This is a genomic window from Streptomyces sp. NPDC002994 (genome assembly GCF_040611155.1).
In the GTDB taxonomy this organism is placed as follows: domain Bacteria; phylum Actinomycetota; class Actinomycetes; order Streptomycetales; family Streptomycetaceae; genus Streptomyces.
Genome location: NZ_JBEXNQ010000001.1, coordinates 227096 through 242751, shown reverse-complemented (window position 1 = coordinate 242751; position 15656 = coordinate 227096). Strand labels below are relative to the sequence as shown.

The window sequence follows — 15656 nt, the reverse complement described above, 5'->3', positions numbered from 1 at the left end:
ATGTCCTCCGCGCCCGCGCCCGCGTCCGCCGCATCCGCTCCCGCCCCCGCGCCCTTCACCGCCGACGACTACCGCGCCCGCATGGCCCGCGCCGCGCAGTCGGCCGCCGACGCCGGCCTGAACGGCGTACTCGTCGCGCCCGGACCCGACCTGGTCCACCTCACCGGCTACCGTCCCACCGCCACCAGCGAACGGCTGACGATGCTCGTCCTGTCCGTCGAACAGGACCCGGTCCTCGTCGTGCCGACCCTGGAGGCGCCGGACGCCGAGCTGGCCCCCGGCGCCGCCGCCCTCACCCTGCGCGACTGGACGGACGGCAAGGACCCGTACGCCGTCACCGCCCCGCTCCTCGACTTCGACGGCCGCTTCGCGGTCAGCGACAACACCTGGGCGATGCACCTGCTCGGCCTCCAGCAGGCGTTGCCGGCCACCTCGTACGTATCGCTGACCGAGGCCCTGCCCATGCTGCGGGCCGTCAAGGACGCCGCCGAGCTGGCCCGCCTGGAGGCCGCGGGCGCGGCCGCGGACGCGACGTACGAGGAGATCGTCAAGGTCCGCTTCTCGGGGCGGCGAGAGAGCGAGGTGGCCGCCGAACTCGCCCATCTGCTCACGCAGTTCGGACACGAGCAGGTGGACTTCACGGTCGTCGGCAGCGGCCCGAACGGCGCCAACCCGCACCACGAGGCCGGTGAGCGCGTCATCGAGGAGGGCGACATGGTCGTCCTCGACTTCGGCGGCCTCAAGCACGGCTACGGCTCCGACACCTCCCGTACGGTCCATGTCGGCGCGCCGAGCGCCGAGGAACAGCGCGTCCACGACGTCGTACGCGAGGCGCAGCAGGCGGCGTTCGAGGCGGTGCGGCCGGGGATCGCCTGCCAGGAGGTGGACCGGGTGGCGCGCGCGGTCATCACGGAGGCGGGGTACGGCGAGCGGTTCATCCACCGCACGGGACACGGCATCGGCGTGACCACGCACGAACCGCCGTACATGATCGAGGGCGAGCGGCAGCCGCTCGTACCGGGCATGTGCTTCTCCGTCGAGCCCGGCATTTACCTGCCCGGGCGCTTCGGGGTACGCATCGAGGACATCGTGACCGTCACGGGGGACGGCGGGCGCCGCCTCAACACGACGGCTCGCGAGATGGCCGTCGTCAGCTGAGGCGGCCGCCCGCGCGCTCGCGGTGACGGCCAGGCCGCCTGCGGCGGGCTCTTCCCCGACCCGCCCCTTCCCGACTTGGGGGCAAGCCCCAGCCCCCCAGACCACACAGACGCCCTTCGGGCGTGTCCTCAAGCGCCGGACGGGCTGGATTCGGTCCCACTGTCCAGCCCCTGCGGCGTTTGAGGAGCGGGGTCTGGGGCGGAGCCCCGGTCCGGGGGCGGGCGTCAGCCGTTGGCGGGGCCCAGTACGACGCAGGACTCCGGCGGCAGGCGCAGCAGCCCGTCGGTCCCCGGCGCGTCGACCGGCTCCCAGGCCGCCAGCACGCGGCTCAGGCCGTTGCGGCCGAGGCCGATCGTGGCGGGCTCCTTCGACAGGTTCACCGCGACGCGGATGTCACCGCGCCGGTACGCCAGCCAGCGCGCGCCCTCGTCGTACGCGACCTTGACCGCCGCCAGGTCCGGGTCGGCGAGGTCGGGCCGCTCGCGGCGCAGCGCGATCAGTTCGCGGTACCAGGCCAGCACGCGCGCGTGCGGCTCGTTCTCCTGCTCGGACCAGTCCAGACAGGAGCGTTCACGGGTACGCGGGTCCTGCGGGTCGGGAAAGTTGTCGATTTGCCCCTGGCGGGGCGTGGCCTCGGCCGCCCATCCGTGCGCGGCGAACTCCCGCCTCCTGCCCTCGCTCACGGCCTGCGCGAGCTCCGGATCGGTGTGGTCGGTGAAGAACTGCCAGGGGGTGCGTGCCGCCCATTCCTCACCCATGAAGAGCATGGGGACGTACGGGCCGGTGAGCACCAGGGTGGCGCCGCAGGCGAGCAGCCCGGGGGAGAGGGTGGCGGAAAGCCGGTCTCCCAGGGCCCTGTTGCCGACCTGGTCGTGCGTCTGGGCGTAACCGAGGAAGCGGTGCGCGGCGGTTTTCGTGCGGTCCACGGAACGCCCGTGAGAGCGTCCCCGGAACGTCGAATACGTACCGTCGTGGAAGAACACCTGGGTGAGGGTCTTGGCGAGCGCACCGAGGGGCGCGCGGGCGAAGTCGGCGTAGTAGCCCTGGGACTCGCCGGTGAGGGCGGTGTGCAGGGCGTGGTGGAAGTCGTCGTTCCACTGAGCGTGCAGACCCAGGCCCCACGACTCCCGCGGAGCCGTCGTCCGGGGGTCCCCCAGATCCGACTCGGCGATCAGGAAGAGTGCCCTGCCCAGCTCACCGGAGAGCGTGTCCACGGCAGTGGACAGCTCCTCCAGGAAGGTCAGCGCGCGCGTGTCCGCAAGGGCGTGGACGGCGTCCAGCCGCAGTCCGTCGATGCGGTAGTCGCGCAGCCAGGCGAGCGCGCTGCCGAGCAGGTACGCGCGTACCTCGTCGGACCCGGGAGCGTCGAGGTTGACGGCCGAACCCCAGGGCGTGTGGTGCGTGTCGGTGAAGTACGGGCCGAAGAGGGGCAGGTAGTTGCCCGAAGGGCCGAGGTGGTTGTGGACCACGTCGAGCACGACGCCGAGCCCGAGACCGTGCGCCGTGTCGACGAAACGCTTGAGCCCTTCGGGACCGCCGTACGGTTCGTGCACCGCCCACAGGGACACACCCTCGTACCCCCAGCCGTGCGTTCCCGGGAACGGGCAGACGGGCATCAGCTCGACATGGGTGACCCCCAGCTCCGCCAGATGGCCGAGCCGCCGGGCGGCCGCGTCGAAGGTCCCCTCGGGGGTGTACGTACCGACGTGCAGCTCGTAGAGGACCGCCCTCGCCAGTGGCGTGCCGCCGGGCCAATCGGTCTGCCATACATGGACGTTGTGGTCCACGACCGCGCTGAGACCGTCCGGCCCGTCCGGCTGCCGGCGCGAGCACGGGTCGGGCAGGACACGGCCGCCGTCCAGGGAGAAGCCGTAACGCGCGCCGTCACCCGCTTCGGCGTCGGCCGTCCACCACCCGTCCCGCGCCGGATCACGCTCCATGGCGTACGTCCTGCCCGCCAGCTGAAGCTCTGCCTGCTCGGCCTTCGGTGCCCACACCTCGAACCGCACTGGCGGCCCCTCTCGTCGACGATGCCGCCACCCATGGTGCGTCAGCCGGGCATGATCCGCCGGTAAATCGTCAGCTCCAGGTCATATTGATCGCGCGCTCGAAATTGACGTACCCGGCGCGCTCGAAGGCCTTGGCCATCGGAACATTGGCGAGGTCCGTCGCCGCGCGGATGCGGGGCACGTCCTGGGCGGCGAGGACACGCGTGCCCTCGGCGAGGATGTCGTCGATGTAGCCGTGGCCGCGGTGGGCGGGCACGACACCGATGTAGGCGATGGTGTGGTGGTAGTTGTTGCGCGCCGGTACGACGAAGCCGACCGGACCGCCGCCGCCCGGGAGTTCGGCGATCCGCCACCACTCGCGCGGTGACGTGTAGGCGGCGAACTCCTCCTCGTACTGCAGATCGGCGGCCTCGCGCGCGCTCAGCCCCGCCGCGAGCTCGCTCTGGCTGTGCGCGTCGAGCGTGCCCTCCAGGACCAGCGTCATCAGCGCGACGAGCTCCTCCCGGTCGTCCGCCGGACGGAACGTCAGCCGGCCGGCGGGCTCGGGGAGCGGGGTGCCGGGGCGCCATTCGAGCCGCAGGCGCTCGACGAGCAGCCGCGCCCCGGTCTTCTCCAGGACCTTCATCCGGGCCTCGACCACGTCACGGGCCACCGCGTCGTCGTGCCAGTCGGCCGGAATGAAACGGCCGTACTCGGGACGCGGCCCGCCGGCCGGGAGAACGGCGGCCGACGCCGTCTCCAGAAGGCGCAGGCCGATCTCGCCGCGCTCGGGCTCCGCCAGCGTGTCGTCCAGATCGAAGAAGTCGAGAGCGCCAGGCGGGTCACCGGCCCTGGAGGTCCACCAGGAGAGGCGGGCCAGTACCCGGTCACCGCGCAGCGCCACCCACATCCACTCGGGACGGCGGCGGCCGGTGGTGAGGTCGTCCTCCAGTTCGTGGTCGAGGACGTACGCGAGCCGGCAGAAGAGGTCGAGCTCCTCCGGTCCCGCGAGCGGTCGTACGGTCAGTTCCTGCTCCTGCGGTATGGCGGTCAAGCCGTCCCCCTGTGACGTGTGCGTCCGCAGACGGTAACAATCATGATCCGGATCCGGGTACGGAATTCGTCTGCGCAGATCAAGTCGCAGGTCAGGTCGTACGGGATGACTTCTTCTTCTGGACACCTGAGCCCGCTCGGCCCGACAATCAGCTCTGTGACGTCCTCCTTCGAGTTCCCCACGTATCCCGCTCGGCTGTCCGACGCCGAGCGCGACCGTGTCCTCGGGGTGCTCAGAGAAGGCGCGGCCCAGGGGAAGTTGTCGCACGACACCTTCATGCGCCGGATGGAACTCGCCCTGGTCGCCCGCCGGTCCGACGAACTGGCCGTACTCACCTCCGATCTGGAGACCGAGAGCCGCTGGGCGCGCGGACTGTTCAGCGCGGTGGAACGGGCGTCGGCGTTCACGGTGCGGCTGCGCAGGGCGTGGCAGTCGGAGCGGCTGCCGAAGCTGCTGTTCCCCGAACCGGGGCCGTACCCGCTGAGGATCGGGCGCGATCCCGCGAACGGACTGCGGCTCAGCCACGACACGGTCTCGCGCGTGCACGCCGAACTGTCCGTCCAGGGCGGCAGGTGGATCCTGCGCGACCTCGGTTCGACCAACGGCACGTCCGTCAACGGGCGCCGCGTCACGGGAGCCGTCCTGGTGCGGGACGGAGACCAGGTGAGCTTCGGACGGATGAGCTTCCGGCTCTCCGCGCGCTGAACTTGAGGCCTTCCGCAGGGCAGAGGTGGGGTTAACCGCAGGAATGGTCCGGCCGCTGGTACCAGTGACCGGAAGGGACCCGGACCGGGACGCTGATCAAGAAGCAGAAGCGTCCTGGGGAGGGAACCACAATGGCCGGCAGCAGTCAGCCGATCACGGTCCGCATCGCGCGATGGTGTGCCACGCATCCATGGCGAGCCATCGTCGGGTGGCTGATATTCCTCGTCGTATGTGTCGGGGCGGGCAGTGCGGTCGGCACGAACAAGGGTCAGTTTTCCGACTTCTGGATCGGTGAGGCGGGCCGGGCCGAGTCCATCGCCGCCGACGGCGGGCTCACACCCGCGCCGATCGAGCGGGTGCTGATCATGGCGGACCCCGGAAAGGGGGGCAAGCCCGAAGCCGGTGCTTCCGCTGCCGCCGCGGACGCCGCGCACGACGTGCGGCGGCGGATGGAGAACCTGCCCGCCGTCGTCTCGGTCGCCGCGCCGAAGGCCGCCGCCGACGGCTCCGCGCTGATGGTCGCCGTCACCCTGCGCGGGGACAAGGAGAGCGCCAAGGAGGACGTCGACGCGCTGCTGAAACAGACCGAGGCCGTACAGAGCGAGTACGGGGACCTGCGGATCGAACAGACCGGCAACGCGTCGATCTCCAACGGGGTCAACGACCAGCAGGGCAAGGACCTTCAGCGCACCGAGGCGATCAGCCTGCCGGTCACCTTCATCATCCTGCTCGTCGTCTTCGGCTCCGTCCTGGCGGCCGGCATCCCCGTGCTGCTCGCGCTCTTCGCCTTCGGCGGAGCGGTGGGCCTCTACAGCCTCGCGTCCTGGATCACCCCCGACGCGGGCGGGGCGGCGCTGAGCGTCATCTTCATGCTGGGAATGGCGGTCGGCGTCGACTACTCGCTCTTCTACCTGAAGCGCGCCAGGGAGGAGCGCGAGCGCACAGGCGGCACGATCAGTCACGCCGCCGCCGTCGAACTGGCCGCGGCCACCTCGGGGCGCGCGATCGTCGACTCGGGTCTGGCGGTCGCCCTCGCGCTCGGCGGCCTGTACTTGATGGACGACGTGATCTTCTCGTCGATCGCCTCCGGGGCGATCCTGGTCACCCTTGTCGCGGTGGCCGGCTCGCTGACCGTACTGCCCGCGCTGCTCGCCAAGCTGGGACACCGGACGGACGGCCGAAGGGGCAAGCGCCGCGCGGCCCGCCGTCCGGCCGGTGCCCCGCGCCAGAGCCGCTTGTGGTCCGCGCTCCTGCGGCCGGTCATGCGCAGGCCGCTCGCGACACTGCTCGTCGGACTCGCCGCGACGGCGGTTCTCGCCCTGCCGACCCTCAACATGAAGCTCGGCACCGAGGGGAAGGACACGTTCCCCGACAGCGTGGCCGCCATGGCGACGTACGACCGGCTGACGGCGGCGTACCCGGCCGACGGGACCGCGCACCTTGTCCTCGTACGGTCCGACGCCGCCCACGCGGACGAGGCGAAGGCGGCCCTGCGCCGGCTCGGCGACCGGACCAGGGGCAACGAGCTCTTCGCCCGGACCGGCACCGCACCGCAACTGCGCACCTCGCAGGACGGGCGCTCGTCGATGCTGACACTGCCCGTCCCGTACGCCGAGAACTCCGCGGCGGCGGACCGTTCCCTGGCGCTGCTGCGCGGTGAGCTCGTACCGGAGACCGTCGGCAAGGTGGCGGGCACCGAGGCCGCCGTCAGCGGCGAGATCGCCTACGGCGCGGACTACGCCGCGCACCAGGAGAAGCGGCTGCCCTGGGTGATCCTCTTCGTGTCGCTGGCGACACTCGCCCTCATGTACGCGGCGTTCCGCTCCGTTGTGATGGCCGTGCTCAGTGTGCTGCTCAACCTGGCGGCGGTGATGGTCTCCTGGGGTGTACTGACGCTGGTCTTCCAGGGCACCTGGGCCGAGGGGCTGCTCGGCTTCGAATCCACCGGATTCGTCGGATCGCGTACGCCACTGCTGGTCTTCGCCATCCTGGTGGGCCTCTCCACCGACTACCAGATCTTCGTGGTCAGCCGGATCAAGGAGGCGGTGCGGCGCGGTGTACCGACCCGCGAGGCCGTGGTGGACGGGATCACGGGATCCGCGAGTGTCGTCACCAGCGCCGCGGTCATCATGGTGTCGGTGTTCGTCGCCTTCCTCTTCATCGACCGCATCGAGATGAAGCAGATCGCCGTGGGACTCACGGTGGCGGTCCTGTTCGACGCGGTCGTGCTCCGGGCACTGATCCTGCCGTCGGCGATGGCCCTGCTGGGCGACCGCTGCTGGGGCCGCCCACGGAAGGCCGCTTCCGGCCCCGACGAGCTGTCCCGCCCCGCTACCGGGGTCGCTCCGCGCCGGGCTTCAGCCCGGCGGTGAAGCCTTTGTCCGGGCGGGGTGTGTTTCAGCTGGGTGTGTTTCATACATGCGTACGGCGACGAGAAGGCCCGAGGCGGCGGTGAGCGCGGCGACCGTGTAGACGGCGGTGGTCAGGCCGTAGAGGTCGGCGAGGACGCCCGCGAGGAGGGCGCCGACGGCGAAACCGCCGTCGCGCCACAGGCGGTAGACGCCGACGGCGCGGGCGCGCCAGGCGGGGTGGGCGACGTCGCCGATGACGGCGAGCAGGGTCGGGTACACCAGGGCGGTACCGATGCCCAGCAGGACCTGGGCCGCGGCCCAGACGCCGAAGGTGGTGCCGGCGGCCACCAGGGCGATGGCGGCGGCCTGGAGCAGCATGCCCGCGGTGATGAGGTGTTTGCGGCCGATGTGGTCGGACCACCAGCCCGTCAGCATTTGGCCGGCGCCCCAGACGGCGGGGTAGAGGGCGGCGAGAATGCCGATCTGGGCGATGGACAGGCCGTGGGCGGCGAACAGCAGGGGAAAGATTCCCCAGGCGAGGGCGTCGTTGAGGTTGTTGACCAGGCCGGCCTGGCTCGCGGCGGACAGGGCCTTGTCGTGAAGGCTGGTCAGGCGCGCGATCCGGCCGGTGGTCAGTTCCCCGTCGTGCGCGCTGCCCGCCGGGCTGGTGTGGCGGGCGGCTTCGAAGCGGGCGTGGCCGCGGGTCTCCCGTACGGCGAACGTCGACAGGCCCAGAGCCAGCACGACGTACGCGGCCCCCAGCAGGAAGGGCTCGGGGCGAAGGCCGGCGTGCTCGGCGATGGCGCCGGTGGCCATGGCGGTCGCGGCTACGGCGACGTATCCGGCGGCCTCGTTGAAGCCCATGGCCAGGCCGCGCCGTTCGGGGCCGGCCAGGTCGATTTTCATGATGACGGTGGTGGACCAGGTCAGGCCCTGGTTGATGCCGAGCAGGATGTTGGCGGCGATGATCCAGCCCCAGGACGGGCCCCAGGCGAGCATCGCGGGCACCGGGAGGGCGATCAGCCATCCGGCGATCAGAACCGGCTTGCGGCCGAAGCGGTCCGACCAGGTGCCGGCGAAGAAGTTCGTGACAGCCTTCGTCGCGCCGAACGCCACGATGTAGGTGAGGGCGGCGGTGTAGGCGGACAGGTGGAAGACGTCGTCGGCGAGCAGCGGCAGGACGGTGCGTTCCTGGCCGAGCATGCCACCGACCAGGGCGTTGACGGCGACGAGCAGGCTGAACTGGGCGAGGTTGGCGCGCAGGCCGAGGCGTACGCCGGACTCCGGGGCGCTGGGGGCGGCGCTCACGCGCCCTCGCGCAGGGGGCGGCCGGTGGCCCTGGACCAGTCTCCCGGTCCGCCGTCGAGGACGGCGAGCCCCTGGTGGCCGGCGCGTTGCAGGAGGCTGGCGGCGGTCATGGCGCGCTCGCCGTGTCCGCAGGCGACGACGGCGCCGGCCGGGGCGTCACCGCAGCGGGCCGTGAGATCGCCGAGTTCGATGTGAACGGCGTGCGCGATGTGTCCGGCGGAGTGTTCGGCCTGCTGCCGGACGTCGAGGACCGGGCGCTCGTCGATGCGGTCGGCGCTGAGCAGCTCGATGCTCTGGACCTGTCCGCCGGCCGCCGACCAGGCGTCCATCCCGCCGTCGAGATGTCCGGCCGGCCGCTCGTAGCCGATCTTCAGAACCTGCCAGGTGATTTCGGCGAGGTCCTGTCGCGGTCCGGTGACGAAGACGATCGGGGTGGTGTCGGGCAGCAGCCAGCCCAGCCAGGTGGCGAACTGGTCCCGCAGCGGGATGGAGATCGCGCCGGGGATGTGGCCGGCGGCGAAGTCCGCCACCGGTCGTACGTCGACGAGCTGCGCGCCCTGGCCGAGCAGAGTACGTACCCGGTCCACCGGAAGGGCGGCGAGAGCCGGGGCGGAGCCGAGGACGGCGGGCCCGCGCCGGTTCGCCTCGCTCAGCCGGTCGAAGTACGCGGGGTAGGACCCGAGGCTGTCCAGCAACTGCCGTACGAAGGTGTCCTCGTCCGGGGCGGCGAGCAGCGGGTTCGTCTGCTTCTGCGCGGCGATGGTGGTCGTACGTTCGGAGCCGGGCGGCGCGGAACAGAAGGACCCGGCGCCGTGCGTCGGCCACACCGCGGTCGCGTCCGGCAGTTCGGCCAGGCGCCGCAGCGAGCGGTACTGCGCGCGCGCCAGTTCCTGGGCGCGGTCGGCGCCGAGCAGGTCGGTGCGGGCGGCCGAGCCGACGATCAGCGAGCCACCGGTGAACACGCCCAGCTCGCGTGAGCCGTCCAGGAGCAGGAACGACAGGTGCTCGTCGGTGTGCCCGGGGGTGGCGAGCGCGCGCAGGGTCAGCCCGCCGAGGTCCGTCGTGTCGCCGTCGGCGAGCGCGGTGTGCGGGAAGGCCCGGTTCCCGGCGGCGGAGGCGAGTACGGCCGCCCCGTCGTCGGCGGCCAGCTGGAGCGCACCGGACAGGAAGTCGGCGTGCAGGTGGGTGTCCGCAGCGAACGCGACCGTCAGTCCCCGGCGGTCGGCAGCCGCCCGCAGGGCGCGCAGGTCCCGGCTCGCGTCCACTGCCAGGGCGCGTCCGTCTCCGAGGTCGACGAGGTAGGCGCTGTTGCCCAGCCCCTTGTCGATCAGCGGTGTCAAGTGATCGTCGGCGAAGCCCATGAGGTCCTCCAGGTGTCAGATACAATATTCCATGGATCTATGGAGGATGCCATGGGAGACGCCGCTCGCAAGTCGGCGCTGTACGACGCTTTCGCCCGCACCGGTAAGGCGCTGAGCAGTGGAAAGCGGCTGGAGCTGCTGGACCTGCTGGCGCAGGGCGAACGCACCGTCGACGCGCTCGCCAAGGCGGCAGGACTGAACCTGACCACCGCCTCGGCGCATCTGCAGATCCTCAAGCAGGCCGGACTCGTGGCCACCCGCCGCGCCGGCGTGCGGATCCACTACCGGCTGGCCGGTGACGACGTCGCCGGCCTGTACGCGCTGCTGCGCGAGGTCGCCCGAACCCACCAGGCCGCCGTCGAGCCGGCTCGCACCGCCTACCTCGGCACGGACGCGGCGGAAGAGGTCGACCGCGACGAGCTGCAGGCCCGTGCCCGGGCGGGCGAGGTCGTCGTCCTCGACGTCCGCCCGGCCGAGGAGTACGCCGCCGGCCACATCCCCGGCGCGATCTCCATCCCGGTCGGCGAACTCGCCCAACGGATCGCCGAGCTGCCGGACGGCGTGGAGGTGGTCGCGTACTGCCGCGGCGCCTACTGCGTCCTCGCCCACGACGCCGTACGCCTGCTGCACCAGCATGGCCGCAAGGCCGTGAGGCTCACCGACGGGATGCTGGAGTGGCGCCTGGCCGCACTTCCCGTCGAGGCGGGCGCCGCGTAACCACCGTCCGTCCGTCGCGAATCGCCGCGAGCGGACGTCACCGCTGGTGCAGGCCCCGTCCGGCGAGGGTGAGGAAGGTTTCGCCGACCGCCTCGGAGAGCGTGGGGTGGGCGTGGATGTGGCGGGCGACGTCGGAGGGCTCGGCGTCCCAGCCGACGATCAGCTGGCTCTCGGCGATCATCTCGGAGACGTTCGGACCCACGAGATGCACGCCGAGAACCTGACCGCCGCGCGCGGCGACGACCTTCACCACGCCGCCCTGACCGTGCACCATGCCCTTGGCCACAGCCGTCAAGGGCATGGTGTTGACGACGACGTCGTGATCGCGGCCCCGTGCCTCGGCCTCGCTCAGGCCGACCGACGCGGTCTGCGGCGAGGAGTACGTGACCCGGGGAACCGCCGCGTAATCCACGGGCGGTGAGGCAAGACCCGCCAGCGTCTCGGCCACCAGCAGGCCCTCCGCGAACGATGCGTGGGCCAGGCCGAGCGAAGGCGGCGGCAGGAGGTCACCGACCACATGAATGCCCGGTACGGCCGTCTCCAGCCGGGACCAGTCGGCGGGCGCGACGAAACCGCGCTCGTCGGTGGTCAGTCCGGCCGCCGCCAGGCCGAGCCCGTCGGTCACCGGGGCGCGGCCCACGGCGACCAGCAGCCGCGCGGCCTCGACCGTGCGCGTCTCGCCGCGCGAGGTGCGGACGTTCGCCCGTACGCCGCTGTGGAGCACGGTCGCGTCCAGCAACCGCGCGCCCACCTGCACGTCGATGCCGCGCTTCTTCAGGCCGCGCGTCAAGTGGCGGGAGACGTCCGTGTCCTCGAGCGGTACGAGCCGGTCCGCGGCCTCGACCAGGGTGACCTCGGCGCCCATGGAACGGTGGAACGAGGCGTACTCCACGCCGATCGCGCCACCGCCGAGCACCAGGACGGACTGCGGCAGTCCGGGAGAGAACAGCGCGTCGTCACTGGTGACGACGCGGCTGCCGTCCGGGTCGAGGCCCGGCAGCGTACGAGGCCTGGATCCGGTCGCCAGGACGATGCCACGGCGCGCGCTGAAGATGCCGCCGTCTGCTGTCCGTACGCTCCGGGGACCGGTCAGTTCGGCGTTCCCGTGAACGACTTCGACGCCCGCGTGCGAGAGGTGTCCCTCGACGCCCTTGTGGTTGCGGGACACGATGTCGTCCCTGGTGGCCACGAGCGCCGGCCAGTCCACCGACTCCAGTGTCGCCTTCACACCCCACCGCTCCCGCGCCTCCGCGATGCCGTCGACGAGTTCGGCGGCGTGCAGCATCGCCTTGCTGGGGATGCAGCCTCGGTGCAGGCACGTACCGCCCACCTTGTCGCGCTCCACCAGGACGACCTCCAGGCCGAGGGACGCCGCGCGCAGAGCGGTGCTGTAACCGCCGGTGCCGCCGCCGATCACGATCACATCGGTTTCATGAATGTCAGTCATGGCCTCACCCTCCGCCCGCTCCTTGCCATGAGTCCAAGGCAATGTTTCTCTGACTCCGATGCACAGCCTTTATGGGAGGGGTGTGGGATGAGCCTGCGGCAGATGGAGTACTTCCTCACGGTCGTCGAGGAGGAATCGTTCACCCGGGCGGCCGAGCTGCTGCACGTTACGCAGCCCGCCCTGTCGCACCAGATCAAGGCCCTGGAGAAGTCCGTCGGCGGGGCGCTGCTGGAACGCATGCCGCGCGGCGTACGGCTGACGGTGATGGGCCGCGCCTTCCTGCCGCACGCCGAACTCTCCGTGCGCAGCGCCGTCCAGGCCCGGCGCGCCGCCAGGGCGGCCGCCGGGGCGGAGGGCGGCGAGCTGCACATCGCCACCGTTCACTCCGTTGCCGTCGGCATCCTGCCCGACGTCTTCGCCCGCTGGCGTCGCGAACACCCTGGCGTGGCCCTGGTCCTGCACGAGTACGCGACGACCGAGGCACTGGAGGAGCAACTGGAACGGGGCGTGGCCGACCTGGCGGTGGGGCCGGCCCCGCCGCGCTCGTGGCAGGGCCCGGTGGTGCCGGTCGGGCAGGAGGAGATCGTGCTGGTTGTCGCCTTCGACGACCCTCTGGCCGGTCGTACGTCGGTACGCCTGTCGGAGCTGGCCGACCGTACGTGGGTGCGGTGCGCGATGGAGGCCGTGATCGACGGGCAGCAGTTCCTCGACTGGGCCTGTGCCAAGGAGGGCTTCGTGCCGCGCACGGCGGTCCGTACCGAGCACACCTCGACGGCGGTGCGGATGGCGGCGGCGGGGGTGGGGGTGGCGACCGCGCCGTCGCACGTCGTGCGGGGGGCGTTGGGGGAGGACTGTGTGGTGCTGCCGGTGGACCCGTCCTGGCGGCGCGTCCTGACGGTCTTCTCCCGCGTCGAGCTGACGGGCGCGGCGGCGGCGTTCGCGGGTGTGCTGTGCGATGCGTGGCCGTACGGGAAGCCCTCGGATCCCCCCGTACGGGCGTACGAGGACTGCACCGCGACGCGGTGACGGCAAGCCCCCAGCCCCCAGACCACACAGACGCCCTGCGGGCGTGTCCTCAAACGCCGGACGGGCTGGAGGGTGCCGCTTGCGGCAACTTCAACCCCTCCGGCGTTTGAGGAGCGAGGTCTGGGGCGGAGCCCCAGTTCGGGAAGGGGCGGGGTGGGGAAATGCTCCGCAGGAGACGCCGTTACGCCCGCTCCCGCGCCAGGAGCGACACCGGGCGCGTCGCGAAGAGTTCGGCCACGCGCACCGAGCCCGAGAACGCCCGCCCCGACGCCGGCACATCCCCCCAAACCCCCTCCGGCAGCACCAGCTCCGTGTCCCGCCAGCCGCCCGCCTCCGCCAGCCGCAGCGACAAGCGCGTGACGGCCGTCACCGCCTCCCCGGAGCGGCAGAACGCCACGCAGTGGTCGGCCGCCGGGCCGAGGACCGTGAGCGGCGTGTACGTGCCCGACTCGTCGAAGACGTCGGGGCGCTCCCGCCGCAGCCCCAGCGCCGCCACCGTGACGGCGTACTTCTCCGCCGACAGGCCCTCGTCGCCCGCGGCGGGCGGCGTGAAGTCGACAGGACGCCGGTTGTCGGGGTCCACCAGCGCGCGGAACTCCCGTTCCGTGCCCTGATAGAGATCCGGGACCCCCGGCATCGTCAGATGCAGTAGCGCGGCCCCGAGCACATTGGCCCGTACGTACGGATCCAGATCCCGCGCGAACTTCGCCACCGTCTCGAACGGCGGCCCCGCGGGGCCCGCCGCCACGAAGTCGGCCACCGCCTGCTCGTACACCGCGTCCTGCTCGGTCCAGCTGGTGTGCAGCCCCGCCTCCCGTACGGACTTCAGCAGCGCGGCCGTCAGCCGCTCCCCGTCGGGCTCCCCGAAGCCGAGCGCGGTCTGCCAGGCCGTCCACGCGAGGTGAGCGTCGGGGGCGGGGACCGAGGCCAGCCCCGCGAGGAGCCGGGCCCAGCGCTGCGGGCACTCGGACAGCACCGCGATCCGCGCGCGCACGTCCGCGCTGCGCTTCGTGTCGTGCGTGGACAGCACGGTGCCGGTGGCCGGCCAGTCGCGTGCCAGCCGCGCGCAGAACGCGTGGAAGTCCGCCGGAGCCGAAGTCGGCGCCCCGGGATCGCCGCCCACCTCGTTCGCCGAGATCAGCGGTGTGTACCGGTAGAAGGCCGTGTCCTCCACCGACTTGGCGCGCAGCGCCGAAGCCGTCTGCGCGAACCGCGCACAGAACGCCGCACGGTCCGGCCCCCCGCCCAGCCTCCCCAGCGCCAGATCGCGCACCAGGTCGACGACCGCCGCCTCCTCCGGCACCGCGAACGCCGCCTTCACCTGCCGCACCGCCTCCACCGGCACGGCGGCCTCGGCGCTCTCGGGACAGGGCCCACCCGCCGTCACGTACGGGCGGTACACGGGAACGCGCACCAGCAGTTCCCGTACGGCTGTGCGCAGCGCCCACGGGGCGAAGTCGCGCGACGCGGGATCAGCCGCACAGATCCGTTCCGCCGTACGGACGAGGTAACGGGTCTCGGCGGCCAGCTCGTGCGTGAGCACCTTGTACGCCGATCGTCGTACCGTCGCTTCCCAGTAACCGCCACGGTCCCCTGAGGGGCCGGCGAAATCGCGGTAATGAGCGGTCAGTTCCCCGACGCCGTCCGGATCGGTGAACAGACCGTCGATGCGGTACAGCGCGTCGTACCCCGTCGTACCCGCGACCGGCCATTCGGCGGGCAGCCGCTCGCCGCCGGTAAGGATCTTCTCCACGACCGTCCAGCGGCCCCCGGCCGCCGCACCGAGGCGCCGCAGGTACGCCTCCGGGTCGGCCAGACCGTCCGGGTGGTCGATCCGCAGCCCCTCCACCACCCCGTCCTCCATCAGCTGAAGAATCTTCGCGTGCGAGGCGGCGAAGACCTCGGGATCCTCCACCCGGACTCCGATCAGCTCCGAAATCGTGAAGAAGCGCCGGTAGTTCAGCTCGGTCCGCGCCAGCCGCCACCACGTGAGCCGGTACCACTGGGCGTCCAGCAGCTCGGCCAGTGGCAGCCGCGCCGTGCCCTCGCGCAGCGGGAAAACGTGGTCGTAGTAGCGCAGGGTCTCGCCGTCGACCGTGAGCCCCTCCAGCTCGTCACCGATCCGGTGCGCCAGTACGGGCAGCAGGATCTTGCCGCCGGCCGCTTCCCAGTCGATGTCGAACCACCGGGCGTACGGCGAACCGGGCCCCTCTCTCAGCACCTCCCACAGCGGTCGGTTCAGGCTCTCGGGCGCCGGTACGGCCATATGGTTCGGCACGATGTCCAGGATCAGACCGAGGCCGTGCGCGCGGGCCGTACGGGACAGCGCGCGCAGTCCCTCCTCGCCGCCGAGTTCGGCCCGCACGCGCGCGTGGTCGACGACGTCGTAACCGTGCTCGGAGCCGGGCACGGCTTCGAGCACGGGTGACAGATGCAGATGGGAGACCCCGAGCGCGGCCAGATAGGGCACCGCTTCCTCGGCGGCCGAGAAGGGGAAGTCGGAGCGGAGCTGCAGCCGATAGGTGGCGGTGGGCGTCATGC

The 15656-nt window shown here is 71.8% G+C and carries 11 protein-coding genes; 5 read left to right on the top strand and 6 right to left on the bottom strand.

Features of this window, described 5'->3' with window-relative positions; genetic code table 11:
* Nucleotides 1-1158 (top strand): aminopeptidase P family protein, encoded by a 1158-nt coding sequence (locus ABZX79_RS01080; RefSeq protein WP_355249725.1) that lies wholly within the window; start codon nucleotides 1-3, stop codon nucleotides 1156-1158.
* A gap of 224 nt (nucleotides 1159-1382) precedes the next feature.
* Here the strand turns inward: ABZX79_RS01080 and treZ are convergent, their stop codons facing one another.
* The gene (gene treZ / locus ABZX79_RS01075) at nucleotides 1383-3167 is read right to left on the bottom strand and encodes a malto-oligosyltrehalose trehalohydrolase (RefSeq protein ID WP_355249724.1); all 1785 of its coding nucleotides are present in this window, start codon (nucleotides 3165-3167) and stop codon (nucleotides 1383-1385) included.
* A 70-nt stretch (nucleotides 3168-3237) separates the two neighbouring features.
* The gene (locus ABZX79_RS01070) at nucleotides 3238-4191 is read right to left on the bottom strand and encodes a GNAT family N-acetyltransferase (protein ID WP_355250056.1); all 954 of its coding nucleotides are present in this window, start codon (nucleotides 4189-4191) and stop codon (nucleotides 3238-3240) included.
* 165 nt (nucleotides 4192-4356) lie between these two features.
* Between ABZX79_RS01070 and ABZX79_RS01065 the strand changes: the two genes are divergently transcribed.
* Entirely contained in the window at nucleotides 4357-4905 is a 549-nt protein-coding gene (locus ABZX79_RS01065) for a DUF1707 and FHA domain-containing protein (protein WP_355249723.1), read from the top strand.
* Nucleotides 4906-5036: 131 nt separating this feature from the next.
* The gene (locus tag ABZX79_RS01060; protein ID WP_355249722.1) at nucleotides 5037-7277 is read left to right on the top strand and encodes an MMPL family transporter; all 2241 of its coding nucleotides are present in this window, start codon (nucleotides 5037-5039) and stop codon (nucleotides 7275-7277) included.
* Here ABZX79_RS01060 and ABZX79_RS01055 read toward each other — a convergent pair.
* Together ABZX79_RS01055 and ABZX79_RS01050 are read right to left on the bottom strand one after the other, a co-directional pair.
* The gene (locus tag ABZX79_RS01055; protein ID WP_355249721.1) at nucleotides 7263-8564 is read right to left on the bottom strand and encodes an MFS transporter; all 1302 of its coding nucleotides are present in this window, start codon (nucleotides 8562-8564) and stop codon (nucleotides 7263-7265) included. The genes ABZX79_RS01060 and ABZX79_RS01055 overlap by 15 nt on opposite strands.
* The gene (locus ABZX79_RS01050; RefSeq protein WP_355249720.1) at nucleotides 8561-9925 is read right to left on the bottom strand and encodes an MBL fold metallo-hydrolase; all 1365 of its coding nucleotides are present in this window, start codon (nucleotides 9923-9925) and stop codon (nucleotides 8561-8563) included. The genes ABZX79_RS01055 and ABZX79_RS01050 overlap by 4 nt, the downstream gene beginning before the upstream one ends.
* A gap of 51 nt (nucleotides 9926-9976) precedes the next feature.
* On the opposite strand from ABZX79_RS01050, the gene ABZX79_RS01045 reads away from it, so the two are divergent.
* Nucleotides 9977-10642 carry a metalloregulator ArsR/SmtB family transcription factor gene (locus tag ABZX79_RS01045; protein ID WP_355249719.1) on the top strand — a complete coding sequence of 222 codons (666 nt, stop codon included), beginning with the start codon at nucleotides 9977-9979 and terminating at the stop codon, nucleotides 10640-10642.
* A 37-nt stretch (nucleotides 10643-10679) separates the two neighbouring features.
* On the opposite strand, the gene lpdA is transcribed toward ABZX79_RS01045, so the two are convergent.
* Entirely contained in the window at nucleotides 10680-12089 is a 1410-nt protein-coding gene (lpdA, locus tag ABZX79_RS01040; RefSeq protein ID WP_355249718.1) for a dihydrolipoyl dehydrogenase, read from the bottom strand.
* Nucleotides 12090-12176: 87 nt separating this feature from the next.
* Here lpdA and ABZX79_RS01035 point away from each other — a divergent pair, with 87 nt between their 5' ends.
* Nucleotides 12177-13115: a LysR family transcriptional regulator gene (locus tag ABZX79_RS01035; RefSeq protein ID WP_355249717.1), complete on the top strand. Its 939-nt coding sequence runs from the start codon at nucleotides 12177-12179 to the stop codon at nucleotides 13113-13115.
* A gap of 181 nt (nucleotides 13116-13296) precedes the next feature.
* Here the strand turns inward: ABZX79_RS01035 and treY are convergent, their stop codons facing one another.
* Nucleotides 13297-15654 (bottom strand): malto-oligosyltrehalose synthase, encoded by a 2358-nt coding sequence (gene treY / locus ABZX79_RS01030; protein WP_355249716.1) that lies wholly within the window; start codon nucleotides 15652-15654, stop codon nucleotides 13297-13299.
* Nucleotides 15655-15656: the final 2 nt, after the last annotated feature.

Coding starts and splice junctions, on each gene's coding strand:
- ABZX79_RS01050 (WP_355249720.1), bottom strand. CDS start 9,925: ATGGGCTTCGCCGACGATCACTTGACACCGCTGATCGACAAGGGGCTG.
- treY (WP_355249716.1), bottom strand. CDS start 15,654: ATGACGCCCACCGCCACCTATCGGCTGCAGCTCCGCTCCGACTTCCCC.
- ABZX79_RS01035 (WP_355249717.1), top strand. CDS start 12,177: ATGAGCCTGCGGCAGATGGAGTACTTCCTCACGGTCGTCGAGGAGGAA.
- ABZX79_RS01045 (WP_355249719.1), top strand. CDS start 9,977: ATGGGAGACGCCGCTCGCAAGTCGGCGCTGTACGACGCTTTCGCCCGC.
- ABZX79_RS01080 (WP_355249725.1), top strand. CDS start 1: ATGTCCTCCGCGCCCGCGCCCGCGTCCGCCGCATCCGCTCCCGCCCCC.
- lpdA (WP_355249718.1), bottom strand. CDS start 12,089: ATGACTGACATTCATGAAACCGATGTGATCGTGATCGGCGGCGGCACC.
- ABZX79_RS01060 (WP_355249722.1), top strand. CDS start 5,037: ATGGCCGGCAGCAGTCAGCCGATCACGGTCCGCATCGCGCGATGGTGT.